Origin of the sequence: Blautia sp. NSJ-175, assembly GCF_022867815.1 — a bacterium.
Taxonomy (GTDB): Bacteria; Bacillota; Clostridia; order Lachnospirales; family Lachnospiraceae; genus Blautia; species Blautia celeris.
Map to the genome: position 1 here is coordinate 107,231 of NZ_JALIFQ010000005.1, position 17,145 is coordinate 124,375.

The window sequence follows — 17,145 nt, forward strand, 5'->3', positions numbered from 1 at the left end:
CTCTCCTATCTCGGCACTTCCACCATAATGTAAGCTTCTACCCTGTCTTCTTCCAAAACGTCGTTGAAGTCCTCGAATACGAGACCGCATTCATAACCTGCTTTTACTTCTTTTACATCATCTTTGAAGCGCTTCAGAGATGCCAGAACACCTTCGTAAATCTGTTCTTCGCCCCTGGTGATGCGGACCTTGCAGTTTCTCTGGAACATACCGTCCAGAACATAGCCGCCGGCAATGGTACCCACTCCGGATGCCTTGAATGTCTGACGTACTTCCGCATGGCCGATGACTTTCTCCTCGAATACCGGGTCCAGCATACCCTTCATGGCAGCTTCCACATCCTCGATGGCCTGATAGATGACACGGTACAGTCTTAAGTCAACACCCTCCTGCTCTGCAATGGCCTTAGCCGTAACATCCGGGCGTACATTGAAGCCGATGATAATGGCATTGGATGCGCTTGCAAGGGTAACATCAGATTCGTTGATGGCACCCACACCGCCGTGGATGACTTTCACCACAACCTCCTCGTTTGAAAGCTTCACAAGACTCTGTTTCACTGCTTCCACAGAACCCTGTACGTCGGCTTTTACGATCAGAGGAAGTTCTTTCAGATTACCTGCCTGAATCTGTGTGAACAGATCATCCAGGGACATCTTGGCTTTTGTCTCTTCCAGAAGACGGTTTTTATTTTCGGAAACAAAGGTAGCAGCAAAGTGTTTTGCCTCTTTGTCATTTTCTGTTGCAACCAGGATCTCTCCTGCGTTTGGCACGTCACTAAGACCCAGGATCTCTACCGGAGTGGACGGACCTGCCTCTTTTACTCTTCTTCCCTTGTCATCCATCATGGCACGGACTTTACCGGAGCATGCGCCGGCGGCAATGAAGTCACCTACACGCAGGGTTCCTTTCTGTACCAGGATCGTGGCAACAGGGCCTTTTCCTTTGTCAAGCTCTGCCTCGATCACGAGACCTCTTGCCATTCTCTTCGGATTGGCTTTCAGCTCTGAAACTTCCGCAGTCAGAAGGATCATCTCCAGAAGGGTCTCGATACCCTCCCCGGAATGTGCGGATACCGGTACAAAGATGGTGCTTCCGCCCCAGTCTTCCGGAATCAGCTCATACTCGGATAATTCCTGTTTTACTCTCTCAATATTGGCACTCGGCTTATCAATCTTGTTGATGGCAACAATGATCTCAACGCCTGCAGCCTTGGCATGGTTGATTGCTTCCACTGTCTGAGGCATCACACCGTCATCAGCGGCAACTACTAGGATTGCAATATCTGTAGCATTGGCACCGCGCATACGCATGGCAGTAAACGCCTCATGGCCCGGTGTGTCAAGGAAGGTGATCTTCTGATCATTGATGGTAACCACGTAAGCACCGATGTGCTGTGTGATACCGCCTGCCTCTCTGTCTGTCACATGGGTGTTTCTGATACAGTCCAGAAGAGATGTTTTACCATGGTCAACGTGGCCCATAACGCAGACTACCGGAGGTCTCGGAACCAGTAAGGAGGCATCTTCTTCATCCTCTTTCAGAAGTTCCGCGATCACATCTACCTTCTCTTCCGGTTCTGCGATGATATCGTACTCCAGAGCGATCTCCTGTGCCTTCTCAAAATCGATCTCATGGTTCACAGTGACCATGATACCGTCCATGAAAAGCTTCTTGACGATAACTGAGGGCTGCATTTTCATCTTTTCAGCCAGCTCGCGGATGGTCATTTTCTCCGGAAGCGTGATCTCTTTTACAACTTCCTTCTTCTCCTCCACCTTAGGCTGGGTGCTCGGTCTCTGCAGCGCTTTCGGCAGTCTCTGGTTCGGACGTCTTCCGCCTCCCTGGTTCGGGCGTTTTCCGGCTGCCTTGAAATCGTCTTTCTTGACATCCTTCTTCTTATTCTCACGGTTTAATTTGCGGCTGTCCTTCTCCACAAATTCCAGTTTGGGAGCATCTGCTTTGCCGCCTTTGTCTCTGTTAAATCCGCCGCCCTGACGGTTATCCGTACCTCTCTGACGGTTATCACCGAAGCGGTTCGGACCGGTGCCTGTTCTCGGACGATTATCACCGCCTCTGTTGTCGCTGCTGTAGCGCGGACGGTCACCTGTACCTGTTCTCGGACGGTTGTCACCGTTTCTGTTGTCGCTGCTGTAGCGCGGACGGTCGCCCGTACCTGTTCTCGGACGGTTGTCACCGTTTCTGTTGTCGCTGTTGTAGCGCGGACGATCACCTGTGTTTGTTCTCGGACGGTTGTCACCGTTTCTGTTGTCGCTGCTGTAACGCGGACGGTCGCCTGTACCTGTTCTCGGACGGCTGTCACCGTTTCTGTTGTCGCTGTTATAGCGCGGACGGTCGCCTGTGCCTGTTCTCGGGCGGCTGTCACCGTTTCTGTTGTCGCTGTTATAGCGCGGACGGTCGCCTGTACCTGTTCTCGGACGGCTGTCACCGTTTCTGTTGTCGCTGTTGTAGCGCGGACGGTCGCCTGTGTTTGTTCTCGGGCGGCTGTCACCGTTTCTGTTGTCATTATTATAACGGTTCTGGCCGTCTCCGCTGCTGGTTCTTGGGCGGTTATCACTGTTTCTGTTATCGTTATTGTAACGATTCGGACGGTCTCCGTTTCTGTTGTCGCTGTTCGGACGACTATCCGTCCTGTTCTGAGTATTTGCTGTACTTTCCGTTTTCATTCCTCCCTGTGCCGGACGATTATTCCCCGGCTGGCTGCTGCTGTGCACACTGCCTGCTTCTGCAGGACGATTCTGTGGTTTTTGTTTTCTCTCAGGCATATGACTGGCGTTCTGCGGTCTGAAGACCTGGATCAGCTTTTTCTTTGGTTTCTCTTCTGCTGACGCCGCCGGCTTTGCAGAATCTGTGCTGGCTGCTGCCATATTTCCCTTTCTCAAGTTTGCTCGTATCATGCTCACGTGGTCATCCTCAAGGCTGCTCATGTGGCTTTTTACATCTATATTTTTGGATTTCAAAAAATCCATGACCTCCTTGTTGGTTTTATCTAATTCCCTTGCAATTTCATGCACTCTCAGTTTTGACATATATTGCCCTCCTTTTTATTTTCCCATCTGTTCCAGCTTTTTCTTCATCGCCACTGCGAAATTATCATCCGTCACACCCAGAGACGCGCGGTAATCCTTTCCAATGGCACCTCCCAACTCCTCCTTTGTTCCGACAACATACAGCGGCACCTTATAGTAAGTACACATGTCGGAAAACTTTTTTTTTGAATTATCTGATGCATCGCCTGCCACAAGGACAAGGCGCGCTTTTCCTGCCTTCACTGCTTTTTCCGTGGCAAACTCGCCGCTTACCACTCTTCCGGCTTTAGCCGCCAGTCCCAGAAGGGACAGTTCTTTACTGATGCTCAAGCTTATCAAACTCCTTTTCCAGGCTCTCATATACAGATACCGGAATCGCTGTCTTTAAAGAGCGCTCCAGTCCTCTGTTTTTGATGGCCTTCTGCAGGCATTCCTTGTCAAAACACAGATATGCCCCTCTGCCGTTCTTTCTGCCTGTGGCATCCAGAATGATCTCATCCTCCGGTGTCTTCAGAACACGGAGCATTTCCTTCTTGCTCTTCATCTCACCGCAGCCGGTACATTTCCGCATAGGGACTTTCCTGACCGTACCCATACTCTCACCTACTCTTCTTCACCGGGAAGCGGCAGATCGGAAGGTTCTTCATAGTTCTCTATTATGTCCTCTTCCCCGTATGCTTCCTCGTCGTAGCCTTCTTCTGTAAACTCTTCCTCTTCAAACTCTTCCTCATAGAAATCGAAATCACCGGACTCTCTGGCCTGTGTCTCGCTCTTTATATCGATTTTGAATCCTGTCAGCCTGGCTGCAAGTCTGGCATTCTGTCCCTCTTTGCCGATCGCCAGGGAGAGCTGGTAATCCGGAACAATGACCATAGCTGTCTTCTCATCCGGGTCAGCCATAACAGAGATGACTTTTGCGGGACTTAACGCATTCTCAATGAGAAGTGCCGGGTTGTCGCTCCAGTTGATAATATCAATCTTCTCGCCCCTTAACTCTTCCACAATAGCATTGACTCTGGCGCCGTTCATACCAACACAGGCACCCACGGGATCTACATCCGGGTCATTGCTCCACACAGCGATCTTCGTACGGGAGCCCGCTTCTCTGGCAATGCTCTTGATCTCCACCGTGCCGTCCTTCACCTCTGTGACCTCCGCCTCGAAAAGACGTTTCACCAGTTCCGGATGTGTCCTGGACACAAGGATCTTCGGTCCCTTGGGGGTATCTTTTACCTCCAGGATATACAGTTTGATCCTCTCTGTGGGGCGGAACACCTCTGTCTTCACCTGTTCGTTCTCTGTCAGGATGGCATCTGCCTTGCCCAGGTTGATGCTGTAGTTTCTGCCCAGGCTTCTCTGTACGATACCTGTCACAACATCTTTTTCCTTTCCGTAATACTGGTTGAAGATCACTTTTCTCTCTTCTTCACGGATTTTCTGCAGAATTACGTTCTTGGCATTCTGGGTGGCGATCCTTCCGAACTCCTTGGACTTGATCTCCACATTCACCACATCTCCCAGCTCATACTGGGAATTCATCATCTTGGCATTTGCCAGGCTGATCTCCATGACCGGGTCCATCACTTCCTCCACCACAGTCTTCTCCGCGTACACGCCGAAATCACAGGTCTCGGGGTTGATATTTACGTGCACATTGTCAGCCTTGCCGAAATGGTTCTTGCACGCCTGGATCAGGGACTGCTCAATGGCTTCCAAAAGCGTATCTTTGCTGATGGATTTCTCTTTTTCCAGAATATCCAGCGCCTCTAATAACTCTGTATTCATTTTTTTACATCCTCCTGAATTTCTTCTATATAATATCCACTGCTGTTAAAAGTCAAATGCCTGCCTGATCAGTGCAATGTCAGCCTTCAAAAAGGTGCGCTCCCCATCTTCATTCTCAATGGTCACGCTGTCCGCATCGTAGGCTTTCAGTATACCGTAGAATTCCTTCTCCCGGTCAATGGCACGGTAAGTTCTGATCTCCAGCTCTTTGCCCATGTTTCTTAAGTAGTCCTTTTCTTTTTTCAGTGGTCTTCCAAGACCCGGGGAACTCACTTCCATAATATAAGCAGTGTCGATAAAGTCTTCTTCATCCAGCTTTTCAGAAAATGCTCTGCTGACAACCTCACAGTCATCTACAGTAATGCCGCCTTCTTTGTCAATGTAGGCACGCAGATACCAGTTACTGCCTTCCTTCACATATTCCATATCCACAAGCTCAAACCCATTGCTCTCCAGTATGGGTGTTATCAGGGCTTCTGCTTTCTGCTCGTATTTTTCTCTCTGACTCATTCTTTCACCTTCTTCCGCATTTTCTGTCCGCTATTCGATAAAGTTATAACGGAACATTTATATTCGTGGCAACTTTATGGGTACTTAGTTTCCCACTACATAATAAGAGTGGACCGAAGGCCCACTCTTATGTTATCGTGATTATCAAGTTCTATACCAGAATACCACTAAAGCAGTAAAGTTGCAAGTGTTTTTTACCAATAGACCGTGAGGAGCATGTCCTCATCGCTGTATCCGATGTTCCACTGATAGGTTTCCCCCTCCTGGAACGGATAGGCATCCCGCACAGCCCGCTCGATCAGATCACCGTCCACCATGGCGGCTACAGCCTGTCGGTAACTGTCCGGATCGTCAAACTTGAAATCTTCCCGCTCCCTTCCTTCCGATATGGATGCAGTGAGTATATTGTAGAATTCATTCTCCTCATAGTATGAGTACCAGGTGCCGTTCATTTTGTAATAGTTATAGCTGTCATCTGTGCATTCCGGCAGCGGCAGAAGGTCGTCCGGTGTATGTGTAGCAAGGAGTGTGGCGGCATCACAGCACAGATAAGTGTAGGAGATCTCCTGCACGGCCCCTTCCTGTTTCTCCGAAAATCCCGGATTTGCCCAGGTGGTATCCACATAGTAATAATTCTCTCCTATCTTCACCAGATTCCATGCATGTTCCTCATCATTTGGCGCTGCTTTTCCGGTGACCAGCGTACAGAAAATTCCCATCTTTCCCAAAAGGTACTGGGTCGCTTTGGAAAATCCGGCACATACCGTGACCTGGTTTAAGAAGACGCTCTGAATATTCTGGTTGTTTGGGCAGGACTGGTCATATGCTGTATTCTGGCTCAAAAATTCGTAAATATACTTGATTTTCCCATATGTATCCGCATCTGCCGGTACCTGTGCGATCCACTGGTCTGCTGCCGCCTCAATGCCGGCTTTTGTGGATTCTATCTCCGCCTTATCTATATTGTACACAAGCTGCAGATCCACACTGCCGGCCGCCTCCGCGCTGCCGTCTCCCTGGAAGGTGTAGGACTGCTGGTCCAGCCAGAAAAATTCCGGATGGTCCACGAACACCATATTGTTGACCCGGTTAATATCTTCCTCCGTACAGGCATCCACAGTGACGATATCCTTATATTCCAGAATCCCGTTCAAAAGCTGTCGGTATAACTTCTGCTGGTCCTCTGTCAGGCTCTCATAACCATAGGGTATGTATTCGCCGTTTATATACTGAAGGGCATCCGCCTCCGCAATTTTCTCCTTCTCCGGCTCAAAGACCTGATAGATCTTCTTTTGTACGGATTCGGTCACACTTTCTTTTGTCTCCGCCTCCGTCTCTATCCCCCTGCCGCAGCCGGAAAACAGAAAGGAGACCAGGAGCGTCCCGCACAGAAGCAGGCTGTATACTCTTTTTCTCATAGGCATCTTCTCCTAGTCAAACCAATTCTTATGTTTAAAATACAAAATCTCTATGATAACGATCAGAAGCACCACACCGATAATGATAAAATAGCTGCCTTTATAGTAAAGCTCCGGCATATTCACAAAGTTCATGCCATACCAGCCGGTGATCAGCGTCAGGGGCATGAAAATAGTGGTGACGACGGTGAGGAACTGCATGATCTTGTTCTGCCGCTCCGCAGTTCTGGCCTGATACATTTCCCGGATCTGAAGGGTATATTCCCGCAGGTTTCTGGTGTTGTCCGCAAGGCGCTCTATTCTTTTTGCCATTACTCGGAAAAGGCGGCAGTCCTCCTCCCCGAGAAATCCCGTATAATTTTCCTCCAGCATTTCACAGAAGTCCGCAAGCTGGTCATAGTAGGTGTTCATGCGCAGAAGCTCCCTGCGCACAGTCAGCATCCTTGCCGGACAGTCCTTGATCTCCCGACGGAACAGCCCGTCCTCCAAGTCTGTCATCCTGAGTTCATACGCCTGGAGAAAACGGACATCATCTTCTAACAGGCGCTCCATAAATTCAAAGAGAAAATGCGCCACATAACTCTGCTCCTGGAACCGGATTTCCTCCATCTCTTTTACTATATGGGCCACAAATCCGGATTCGTCCACAAACAACAGCTTCTCCCTATCCATATAATACCCGAAGGAGATGGGTTTTTCCAGAAGTTTTTCTTTCTGGGGCACGGAAAAAGTTCCCACCACGCAGTCCTTCTGCAGCTCCGCCTTGCAGAAATGCACGTGCTCCAGGCTTCTTAAAAGCAGGCGCCCCGGACTGCTGTCCCCGTATTTTCTTTTGTAGGATTCCAATGTCAGTATCTCAATAAGGCAGTCTCCGGGAGCCAGAATTTCCTTTTCCCCGAGGCCTGACATTTTCTTATTCAAACGATATCTCATTAGGCCCTCCCGTATCGGCGCTGATCCCTGCGGCCAAACCGGCCTGCTACAGCCTTACCTTTGTACCTTTTGTATCACGTTTTGCCAGCTTCAGCCGGTTCAGTGCCACACTCTTCTCCTTGTAGGTAACGGTATACTCTGTGCGGCCTTCCAGCAGGTAAGCGTGCTCCACCTCATCGTCCCCGGCAAGGCGAATACCGCGCACGCCGATGGCTGTTTTCTTCTTATCCGGAACCTCTTCCTTCAGAAAGCGCAGAAAAATGCCGTTCTTTGTCTGCAGCACCACATATTCCATGGGGTCGGCGATCTGTACCAGTACCAACTGGTCGCCTTCCGCCAGCTTTGTGGCTGCTATGGTCCGCTTGGACACATCAAATTCTGTTCCTGTCACCTGTTTCAGCATACCTGTCTTCGTGGCAAAGAACAGCATGGAATCTTTAATTCCGGAGAGGCTGGATACAAATACCATCTGCTCCGCAGAGCTGTCATAGTTGCTCACATTGTCAATGGGTGTGCCTTTATCTCTGAATTTTCCGTAGGGCAGGTCCAGCACCTTGATGGTATGCATTCTGCCGGAATCTGTAAACACACAGATCTTGTCCGTGTTCATACAGGAGAAAATATATTTATTCTCACTGTCCGCAGTCTCCTTATTCCGTTCATAGGCTGCCTTGTCGATGGTCCTGGCATACCCGAAACGATCCATGAGAAAGACAACTTCCATCTCTTCTATTTTCTTTTCCTCGTACACAGCTTCTGCTGCGTTTTCAATGGCAGTGAGACGCTTCTTTCCGAATTCTTTTTTCACGGCTCTGAGCTCGTCGATGATAACAGCTGCCATGGAGTCATAATTATTTAAGATATCCTCGTAGCGGGCAATATTTTTCAGCGTGGTCTCATGCTCTGCCATAAGTGCCTCCACTTCCAGGCCGATAAGCTTATAGAGACGCATATCCAGAATAGCAGCCGCCTGTCTTTCCGTAAACCGCAGCTTTCCTGCCTGCCGCTCGCTTATCTTTGTCTTAAAGCGTATCCCCTCTGTGATACCGCTGACCAGGCAGTTTTTCACCTGTTCTCTGTTCTTGCTTCCCCTGAGGATCTCAATGATCAGGTCTATGACATCACAGGCCTTTATGAGACCTTCCTGTATCTCCTGTTTTTCCCGCTCTTTTGCAAGGAGTGTCTGATACTTTCTGGTAGCCACCTCGAACTGGAAATCCACATGGTACTCAATGACCTGTTTCAGACTTAAGATCTCAGGCCTTCCGTCCGCAACGGCAAGCATATTTACGCCGAAAGTGTCCTCCAGCCTTGTCTTCTTGTACAGCATGTTGGTCAGGTTCTCCACATCCGCGCCCTTTTTCAGTTCCAGCACAATGCGGATTCCCTCTTTTGAAGACTGGTTGGAGATATCCACAATATCCGTGGTCTTTTTTGTCTCCACAAGGGTTGCCACATCGTTCAGGAATTTGCCGATGTTGGCGCCGATCATGGTGTATGGGATCTCTGTGATGACCAGAAGGGTTCTTCCTGCTTTTCCCTTCTCCACCTCCACCTTGCCGCGGAGCTTGATCTTGCCGCTCCCGCTCTCATAGATGGCGGGAAGGTCATCCTTGTTGACCACGATTCCGCCTGTGGGGAAATCAGGGCCTTTGATGTATTTCATCAGCCCCTGCGTGGTGATGGTGTTATCCTTCATATAGGCGATGACACCGTCAATGACTTCGTTTAAGTTGTGGGGAGGAATACTGGTCGCCATACCTACGGCGATGCCGTCCGCTCCGTTTAACAACAGGTTCGGGACCTTCACGGGAAGCACTGCAGGCTCTTTTTCCGTCTCATCAAAGTTGGGAACAAAATCCACCACATTCTTGTCAAGGTCTGCCAGATATACCTCCTGGGTTATTTTCTCCAGACGGGCCTCTGTGTACCTCATGGCAGCCGCCCCGTCCCCTTCTATGGAGCCGAAGTTGCCGTGGCCGTCCACCAGGGTCTGGCCTTTTTTAAACTCCTGGGCCATGACCACCAGGGATTCATAGATTGAACTATCTCCGTGGGGATGGTATTTACCCATAGTATCGCCTACGATACGGGCACATTTCCTGTATGGCCTGTCATAGCGGATCCCCAGCTCATACATATCGTAAAGGGTTCTCCTCTGCACCGGCTTTAAGCCGTCCCGCACATCCGGAAGGGCGCGGGCGACGATAACACTCATGGCATAGTCAATATAAGACTTCTGCATGATCTCCGAATATTCTGTTCTGATAATATTATCCTGTACGTTCGCCATTTTGCTCCTCCTATATGTCTAATTCCGCATCCTGGGCGTGCTCGTAGATGAATGCTTTCCGGGGAGGCACTTCCGTTCCCATCAGTACCTCTGTCACGTCGGATGCCATACGCGCATCCTCGATCTCCACCAGCTTCAAAAGCCTGGTCTCCGGGTTCAGGGTTGTCTCCCAGAGCTGCTGCGCGTCCATCTCACCGAGACCTTTGTACCGCTGCAGGGTGAAGGGGCCTTTGTGCCTTTTTCTGTAACGTTCCAGAGCCTTGTCGTCATAGAGGTATTCCTCTTTCCCTTTTGCGGGCATGGCTTTATAGAGGGGCGGCATGGCAATGTACACGTGTCCCTCATAGATCAGTTCCGGCATGAACCGGTAGAACAAAGTCAGAAGCAGGGTGGAAATGTGGGCACCGTCCACGTCGGCATCGGCCATGATGATGATCTTATCATAGCGCAGCTTGCTGATGTCAAAGTCATTGCCGTATCCCTCGGAAAATCCGCAGCCGAAGGCATTGATCATGGTTTTGATCTCCGCATTTGCCAGCACCTTGTCAATGGTGGCTTTCTCCACGTTGAGGATCTTACCGCGGATGGGAAGGATGGCCTGGAAACTTCTGTCCCTGGCTGTCTTGGCACTTCCCCCGGCGGAATCTCCCTCCACAATGAAGATTTCACACAGAGAAGGGTCTCTTTTTTCACAGTTTGCCAGCTTGCCGTTGGAGTCAAAGGAGTATTTCTGCCTGGTCAGCAGATTGGTCTTGGCCTTCTCCTCCGTCTTTCTGATCTTTGCGGACTTCTCCGCGCAGGACAGAATGTTCTTCAGGGTGTCCAGATTTCTGTCCATAAATAAGACAACTTCTTCCCCTGTCACTTTTCCTGTGGCTTTGGCCGCGTCCTGGTTGTCCAGCTTAGTCTTGGTCTGTCCCTCAAACCGGGGAGAGGGATGCTTGATGGACACCACCGCCGTCATTCCATTTCGGATGTCCGCCCCTGTGAAGTTGGGGTCTTTTTCCTTCAAGACACCGAGTTCCCTGGCATAGTTGTTCATCACCGAAGTGAATGTGGTCTTAAAACCGGTCAGATGGGTGCCGCCCTCTGCATTGTAGATGTTGTTGCAGAAGCCCAGCACATTTTCCCGAAATTCATTGATATACTGGAAGGCAACCTCCACGGTGATGCCCTCGGATTCTCCCTTAAAATAGACAGGTTCATGGAGGATCTCACATTTTTTGTTCAGATCCTTGATAAAGCCCACGATACCTTCCGGTTCATGGAAGGTGATGCTCTCCGGTTCGTCCCCTCTCTTATCCTCAAATACAATGGTCAGCTCAGGATTCAGATAGGCAGTCTCGTGAAGACGGCTCTTCACCTCCGTGGCAGAGAATCGTGTCTTCTCGAAGATCTCCGGGTCCGGCAGAAAATTCACCAGCGTACCTGTGGCTTTTGTCCTTCCGAGCTTCGGAAGCAGGCCCTCCTCCAGCTCAATGGTGGGGATTCCCCGCTCATAGTGGTCGTGATGAATATAGCCCTCTCGGCTGATCTTGATATCCAGATATATGGACAAAGCGTTGACCACAGAGGAGCCGACACCATGAAGGCCTCCGCTTGTCTTATACGCGGAGTCATCAAACTTTCCGCCTGCATGCAGTGTGGTGAATACAAGCCTCTCGGCTGACATCCCCTTTTCATGCATGCCCACAGGGATTCCACGTCCGTTATCCTCCACAGTGGCAGAGCCGTCCCGCTCCAGCGTCACGCGGATATCCGTACAAAATCCGGCCAGATGCTCATCCACCGCGTTGTCTACAATCTCATAAATCAAATGGTTCAAACCCTTCCGGGAAACACTGCCGATATACATACCGGGCCGTTTCCTTACAGCCTCCAGTCCCTCCAGAACTGTGATGCTGCTGGCATCATAGGTTGTTTTTTTTGCCATTCCTGTTCGTCCTTTCTATTTCAGTATACTCTCAATCGCTTTTGCAGCACCGTCATTCTCATTAGTGTCTGTCACTGCGCTGCTGATCTCCTTCACTCTGCTGCAGGCATTGCCCATAGCCACAGAGTATCCGGCATTTAAAAGCATTTCATAATCATTATTGCTGTCACCGACTGCCATGATCTCTTCCTGTCTGACCCCGATCATGTCGGCCAGCTTTACAATGGCATTCCATTTGCTCCATCTTCCGTGCACCACTTCTATATTGTTGGGGATGACGGAAATGGGATGTACACCGGGGAGCATATCTATTTCCCTTATCAGCTTATCCTTTTCTTCCATTTTGGATACTAAAATATGTACCTTTCCCACACGGATTCCATCCTCTGCAAGAAGCTGCCTGTAGTCTGCTGTCATTTTGTTGGTGGCAAGAAGCTGGTCGCAGTATTCAACCGGAAGACCGCACCTTCTTATAACTTCCTGCCCCTTTGCATCCATATAGGCATCCTGTCCCGCATAGATTTCCACATAGGTATCATACTGTGCCGCAAGCTCGTAGATCTTCCTGACATTGTCCATATCCATTTCATGAAAATACAGGACATCTCCTGTCCTGCCGTCGGTGATAACGGAGCCGTTACCGTTTATGAAATAGGAAATCTCCCTGAAATCTTTTAAAACAAACCGGGCATTGCGGTAGGAGCGGCCTGTTGTGGGCACAATCAGGTATCCTTTTCTTCCCGCTTCCTCCACAGCTTCCCTGGTCCTCTCTGAGATGGTGCAGTCGTCCCGAAGAAGCGTACCGTCCAGGTCAATGGCTATCATTTTTAAATCTTTTCTCATCTTGGTTCTCCTGTTATTTGTTCGGATTCATTCGGCGGCTTTTCACACAGCCAAATACATACGCAGACAGCAGCCCACAGCAGATGCCGATGACAACACCCGCCATTACATCTGTAGGGAAATGCACATACAGGTACAGGCGTGAAAAGGCGATCAGGGCAGCCAGCACATAGGCGCAGATGCCGGCCTTTTTATTGCCCGTAAACAGCGCTGTGGCCGCGGCAAAGGAGGCCTGCGTGTGACCTGACGGAAAGGAATAGTCCTTCGGCACCCGGATCAGCAGCTCCACGGTGTCGTTGATCCAGCAGGGACGCTGCCTGGCCACCAGCGGCTTTAATATAATATTTCCAAACAAAGCGGATAATATCAGCGCCCCCAGCACAAGAACGCCATACTTTCTGTATTTCTTCACACAGAGCAGCACCAGACCAAGTACGATCCAGAACCATCCTGCGTTTCCAAGGGATGTGATAAATACTAAAATTTTGTCCAGCAGAGGGGTATGTATCTGCTGCAAAGCATCCAATATCGTAAATTCCCAACCCATATCTTTTTCCTTTCTGTTTCGGATTCGTCCTATATCATAACTTATTTTGGGGATTTTTTCAAATCTATTCTGTAATTCGGTAAATATGTAGGGTGACGGCAAAAAACCTCCGGCTCCCGGGATGGGAGCAGAGGTTCTTATCATCGGAATGTTGTTCGCTGCAGCAAAAGGCCGCTGTAGGATACAACATACTATTTTTTCACCCTGCAGAAGGTGTGCTTCTCTTTTTTAATTCTTCCTGAATATATGGCAATTCTTTATCCAATTTATAAAATCGTAATGCCAATACAGCCAGAAAATACAAAGCCGCCGGTACCACGGTAAACAAAAGGATCACGGAATTTACTGCCGAACTGCTTTGTACCGCCGCAGTGCCGTCATAACCGCCCAGTGCTGTGACAAGTCCTAACATGCCGCTTGCCAAACCGGTTCCGACTTTACTGCAAAAACCCGATACACAAGTATAAATCCCTTCTCCTCTAACCCCGTTTTTATACTCACCATAATCCATACAATTGATAATTACATTTGAGGTAAGAATAAAAATGGGCATAAAAGATATAGAAAAGAATAATGCCGAAACCAATAACAGCGGCATACTTGTCACCCCTAATAACGGCAGCAGTTTTCCAACGGCACCAATCAGTAATGCAGCCGCCATCAAATTCTTCATTCCTATCTTCTTTGACAGCATAGGATAAAAAGCGATCGTCAATGGACCCGCAATGGATGTCACCGAAACAAGTGACATCATGGAAATATCCCCCACAACATACTTAAAATAGTAAGTTTGTGAATTCGCGACGATATTAGATGCAATATTTGTCATCAAAAGTGCCAATCCGAAAAACATCAGATAACGATTGCTAAATAACAGTTTTGCACTCTGTACAATTGTAAGTTTCTTTGATTTATCTTTCATTACAGTTTCAGCAGTACCATCCACTTCCGGAATAAGAAAAATTCGGATAAAGGATAAAACAATTGCAGGAATACAGATCATAGCAGCGATCGTTCTCCAGCCGGATGCCGTTTTTCCGATTTTATCGATTAATAAAGGAAGTAAAACGCTTAACACCACAGATGAAAATGCTGAGATCATTCCTGTCAATGCTCCGACAGACACCTGGTCCTCTTTATCTGTCACTGCCCTTGCAAGATATACGGTTCCTGCACAGGAATACAATGTCTGAAAAATTGAAAAAACCATTGTATATAAAATAAACACAAGAATTGCCGTTCCAACTGTTCCGATATTCGGAATGGAAAACAATATAAGCGTTGCGATCGCATAGAACGCAAAGGTGATATCATATGGTCTTGCCTTTCCCCATCTTGTATTTGTCCTATCAATCAAATACCCAGCCAAAATATCGGTCACTCCATCAAAAATCTTTGATAAAAGCAGCAGAAGGCCCACAAGTCCGGATGGCAGTCCTAAAACATCTGTTGAAAAATATGTAATATATCCAAGAAGAATCAGTACACATGCTGATCCGATCAGAGGCGCTGACCAAACAAAATAGAATAATTTTGAACGTTTACCCTTTTTATTCCTGATTGTAATCATTTGTTTTCCTTCTTTCCCACATAAAGAGTCGTATGTAATTCTGCATTCACATTCCCTCCAACCCATATGTCGATGACTGTTTCATCCTGAACATAGGCTTTTTTGCTGCTGCTGTAATAACGCAAATCATCTGCTGTCAATTTCAATGCAATTGTTCTGGTTTCACCCGGCATCAAATCTATCTTCGTAAATCCCTTCAACAGTCTCTTTGGTCTGGTGTCACTTCCATATCTCTGGTGGATATAGAGCTGCGCAATTTCAGCCCCTGCCCGGCTTCCTGTATTGGAAAGATTGAATCGCACAACAGCCTCTTCCCCTAACTGGATCTTCTCTTTTTCCAATACAAGATCGCTGTATTCAAATGTTGTATAACTCAGTCCATATCCAAACGGATATAAGGGAGTTCCCTCTTCATTCCAATACCTGGAATAAGGTTTTGGCTGATCTTCCGCTGGCTGATGTGTGAGATTTTCTGCATAGAATTTCGGACACTGTCCGGCACTTCTCGGAACTGTGATCGGTAATTTTGCACTTGGATTTACGTCTCCGAAGAGAATATTAGCAACTGCATTGCCGCCTTCCCATCCCGGCTGAAAAGCTTCTACAATGGCATCTATATGCTCATCGGCCCATGTAAGTGAAAGCGGTCGTCCGCCCAGGAGCACAAGTACAATCTGCTTTCCTGTTTCGTATACTTTCTCAAGAAGTTCCTGCTGTCTGCCGGGTAAATCAAGGGTTGTTCTCGATGCAGCTTCCCCTGACATATTGACTGCTTCTCCCAGCACCATGACAACCGTATCCACCTGTTTTGCCGCCTCAACTGCTTCTACAATTGCAAGTTCCGCTTCCTCATCCGTCTGCTTTTCTTTTTCCTTTTTGCCGCAAAAATCAGGAAGAATCTGAGAGACCATACTCGGAATATCTCTTTTTAACCATGCTCCCGGTCTGTAAATAATCTCTGCATCAGGAATCTTATTACGGATTCCCTCTAATACGGTTACTGCCTGCGGCACATTAGACATTCCGAGAATTCCTTCTGTGTCATCTTTTGCATCCGCAATTGGTCCGATCACAGCCAGTTTCTTAATATCTTTTGATAAAGGAAGAATGGATTCTCTGTTTTTAAGCAGTACAATACTCTGTTCTGCACTCCATAGAGCTTTTTTTCTATGTTCCCTTTCATCTTCCTCTGATTCTATGTCAGTGTACGGATGTTCAAATAATCCAAGTTCAAACTTGGTTTTCAGAATACGCCTTACCGCATCATCAATCTGCTCCTCTTTTATTTTTCCTTCACGGACAAGTTTGGCCAGAAACTGGACATATTGAAAGCTCCCCATATCCATGTCTACATGCGCATCCATTGAGCGCAAAACAGCGTCTTCTCCGTCTTTTGTCAGTCCCTGAGTGATAAGGCTTCCGATGGTTCCTGCGTCTGTCACCACGAACCCATTAAACCCCCATTCCTCTCTTAATACCTCATTTAAAAGAAAGTGATTGATCGTTGCGGGAACATTGTTCAAATCCATATAGGCGGTCATTACCGTCTCTGCGCCTGCTTTTAATCCTGCTTCAAATGTAGGGAAATACACATTGCGAAGCTCTGCTTCCGATAAAATGACCTGGTCGTAGTCTCTTCCTCCCATGCAGGCACCATACCCGGCAAAATGCTTGACACATGTCATCAGGGAATCTTGTGCGTTTAATGATTCACCGTGAAAACCCTGAATTTGTGCCTCTACAAGCTTTGATGCAAGGCAGGGATCTTCCCCCATGGTTTCCCCCACTCTTCCCCATCTGGTGTCTCTTGCAATGTCAGCGTTCGGGAAAAAGGTCCAGTGGATTCCATCTCTTCTGGCTTCCTCTGCTGCAGCACGCTGGCTTTCCCGAAGCACTTTGGGGTCCCATGAAGCAGCCATTGCCAACGGAATGGGGAATCCCGTTCTATATCCGTGGACTACATCCGAACCATATAAAATGGGAATCCCACATGGGCTTTCTTCTACTGCGATTTTCTGAATGGCATTTCTTTTTTCTTTATTTAGCAGGTATAACATAGAACCTGCAAGCCCCTTACGCGCCATATCTTCGGGGTCCGGTCCTCCGAATTCTTTCATCTGCTCCAATCCCCATACCTGGTTCATCTGTCCGATCTTATCCATCAAATTCATCTGTGCCAACAAGTTTTCCGTTCGTTCTTCTATTGAAAGCTCCGGATTGAGATATGTTTTATCCTGTAACATGGTTATTTCCTCCTGATCTC

13 protein-coding genes are annotated in these 17,145 nt (G+C 48.3%); all 13 read right to left on the reverse strand.

The annotated features are described in order from the left end of the window. Positions 1–5: 5 nt before the first annotated feature. The 13 genes from infB to MUB35_RS09845 all read right to left on the reverse strand — a co-directional run bounded on the left by infB (position 6) and on the right by MUB35_RS09845 (position 17,125). Complete coding sequence (gene infB / locus MUB35_RS09785) at positions 6–3,050, reverse strand: translation initiation factor IF-2 (RefSeq protein ID WP_244806113.1); 3,045 nt, start codon at positions 3,048–3,050, stop codon at positions 6–8. A 15-nt stretch (positions 3,051–3,065) separates the two neighbouring features. Beyond that, positions 3,066–3,410 (reverse strand): L7Ae/L30e/S12e/Gadd45 family ribosomal protein, encoded by a 345-nt coding sequence (locus tag MUB35_RS09790; protein ID WP_390424989.1) that lies wholly within the window; start codon positions 3,408–3,410, stop codon positions 3,066–3,068. Continuing rightward, positions 3,367–3,645, reverse strand: a complete 279-nt coding sequence (rnpM, locus tag MUB35_RS09795; protein WP_033143297.1) for an RNase P modulator RnpM — start codon at positions 3,643–3,645, stop codon at positions 3,367–3,369. Before rnpM ends, MUB35_RS09790 begins: the two co-directional genes overlap by 44 nt. 8 nt (positions 3,646–3,653) lie before the next feature. Further along, a complete protein-coding gene (nusA, locus tag MUB35_RS09800; protein WP_033143298.1) occupies positions 3,654–4,835 on the reverse strand; it encodes a transcription termination factor NusA in 1,182 nt (393 codons plus the stop codon). Positions 4,836–4,880: 45 nt separating this feature from the next. Beyond that, positions 4,881–5,345, reverse strand: a complete 465-nt coding sequence (gene rimP, locus MUB35_RS09805; protein WP_033143299.1) for a ribosome maturation factor RimP — start codon at positions 5,343–5,345, stop codon at positions 4,881–4,883. Between the two features lie 194 nt (positions 5,346–5,539). Continuing rightward, positions 5,540–6,763, reverse strand: coding sequence for a transglutaminase domain-containing protein (locus tag MUB35_RS09810; RefSeq protein WP_244806114.1), 1,224 nt, complete (start codon positions 6,761–6,763; stop codon positions 5,540–5,542). A 12-nt stretch (positions 6,764–6,775) separates the two neighbouring features. Next, positions 6,776–7,696: a magnesium transporter CorA family protein gene (locus tag MUB35_RS09815; RefSeq protein ID WP_052099681.1), complete on the reverse strand. Its 921-nt coding sequence runs from the start codon at positions 7,694–7,696 to the stop codon at positions 6,776–6,778. A 46-nt stretch (positions 7,697–7,742) separates the two neighbouring features. Then, positions 7,743–9,989 (reverse strand): DNA gyrase/topoisomerase IV subunit A, encoded by a 2,247-nt coding sequence (locus MUB35_RS09820; RefSeq protein WP_033143300.1) that lies wholly within the window; start codon positions 9,987–9,989, stop codon positions 7,743–7,745. Positions 9,990–9,999: 10 nt separating this feature from the next. Further along, positions 10,000–11,922, reverse strand: a complete 1,923-nt coding sequence (locus MUB35_RS09825) for a DNA gyrase/topoisomerase IV subunit B (protein ID WP_033143301.1) — start codon at positions 11,920–11,922, stop codon at positions 10,000–10,002. 15 nt (positions 11,923–11,937) lie between these two features. Beyond that, a complete protein-coding gene (locus tag MUB35_RS09830; protein WP_244806115.1) occupies positions 11,938–12,765 on the reverse strand; it encodes a Cof-type HAD-IIB family hydrolase in 828 nt (275 codons plus the stop codon). A 13-nt stretch (positions 12,766–12,778) separates the two neighbouring features. Further along, positions 12,779–13,312 carry a phosphatase PAP2 family protein gene (locus MUB35_RS09835; protein ID WP_033143314.1) on the reverse strand — a complete coding sequence of 178 codons (534 nt, stop codon included), beginning with the start codon at positions 13,310–13,312 and terminating at the stop codon, positions 12,779–12,781. Between the two features lie 199 nt (positions 13,313–13,511). Continuing rightward, entirely contained in the window at positions 13,512–14,948 is a 1,437-nt protein-coding gene (locus tag MUB35_RS09840; protein ID WP_331477460.1) for an MFS transporter, read from the reverse strand. Continuing rightward, positions 14,879–17,125 (reverse strand): glycoside hydrolase family 3 N-terminal domain-containing protein, encoded by a 2,247-nt coding sequence (locus MUB35_RS09845; RefSeq protein ID WP_158587267.1) that lies wholly within the window; start codon positions 17,123–17,125, stop codon positions 14,879–14,881. Before MUB35_RS09845 ends, MUB35_RS09840 begins: the two co-directional genes overlap by 70 nt. Between the last annotated feature and the right edge of the window lie 20 nt (positions 17,126–17,145).

Bases quoted from the DNA above. Each gene is read 5' to 3' on its own strand.
- rimP (WP_033143299.1), bottom strand. From the start codon at position 5,345: ATGAGTCAGAGAGAAAAATACGAGCAGAAAGCAGAAGCCCTGATAACA.
- infB (WP_244806113.1), bottom strand. From the start codon at position 3,050: ATGTCAAAACTGAGAGTGCATGAAATTGCAAGGGAATTAGATAAAACC.
- MUB35_RS09830 (WP_244806115.1), bottom strand. From the start codon at position 12,765: ATGAGAAAAGATTTAAAAATGATAGCCATTGACCTGGACGGTACGCTT.
- MUB35_RS09825 (WP_033143301.1), bottom strand. From the start codon at position 11,922: ATGGCAAAAAAAACAACCTATGATGCCAGCAGCATCACAGTTCTGGAG.
- MUB35_RS09815 (WP_052099681.1), bottom strand. From the start codon at position 7,696: ATGAGATATCGTTTGAATAAGAAAATGTCAGGCCTCGGGGAAAAGGAA.
- nusA (WP_033143298.1), bottom strand. From the start codon at position 4,835: ATGAATACAGAGTTATTAGAGGCGCTGGATATTCTGGAAAAAGAGAAA.
- MUB35_RS09840 (WP_331477460.1), bottom strand. From the start codon at position 14,948: ATGGGTTGGAGGGAATGTGAATGCAGAATTACATACGACTCTTTATGT.
- MUB35_RS09835 (WP_033143314.1), bottom strand. From the start codon at position 13,312: ATGGGTTGGGAATTTACGATATTGGATGCTTTGCAGCAGATACATACC.
- MUB35_RS09810 (WP_244806114.1), bottom strand. From the start codon at position 6,763: ATGAGAAAAAGAGTATACAGCCTGCTTCTGTGCGGGACGCTCCTGGTC.
- MUB35_RS09790 (WP_390424989.1), bottom strand. From the start codon at position 3,410: ATGAGAGCCTGGAAAAGGAGTTTGATAAGCTTGAGCATCAGTAAAGAA.
- MUB35_RS09845 (WP_158587267.1), bottom strand. From the start codon at position 17,125: ATGTTACAGGATAAAACATATCTCAATCCGGAGCTTTCAATAGAAGAA.
- rnpM (WP_033143297.1), bottom strand. From the start codon at position 3,645: ATGGGTACGGTCAGGAAAGTCCCTATGCGGAAATGTACCGGCTGCGGT.
- MUB35_RS09820 (WP_033143300.1), bottom strand. From the start codon at position 9,989: ATGGCGAACGTACAGGATAATATTATCAGAACAGAATATTCGGAGATC.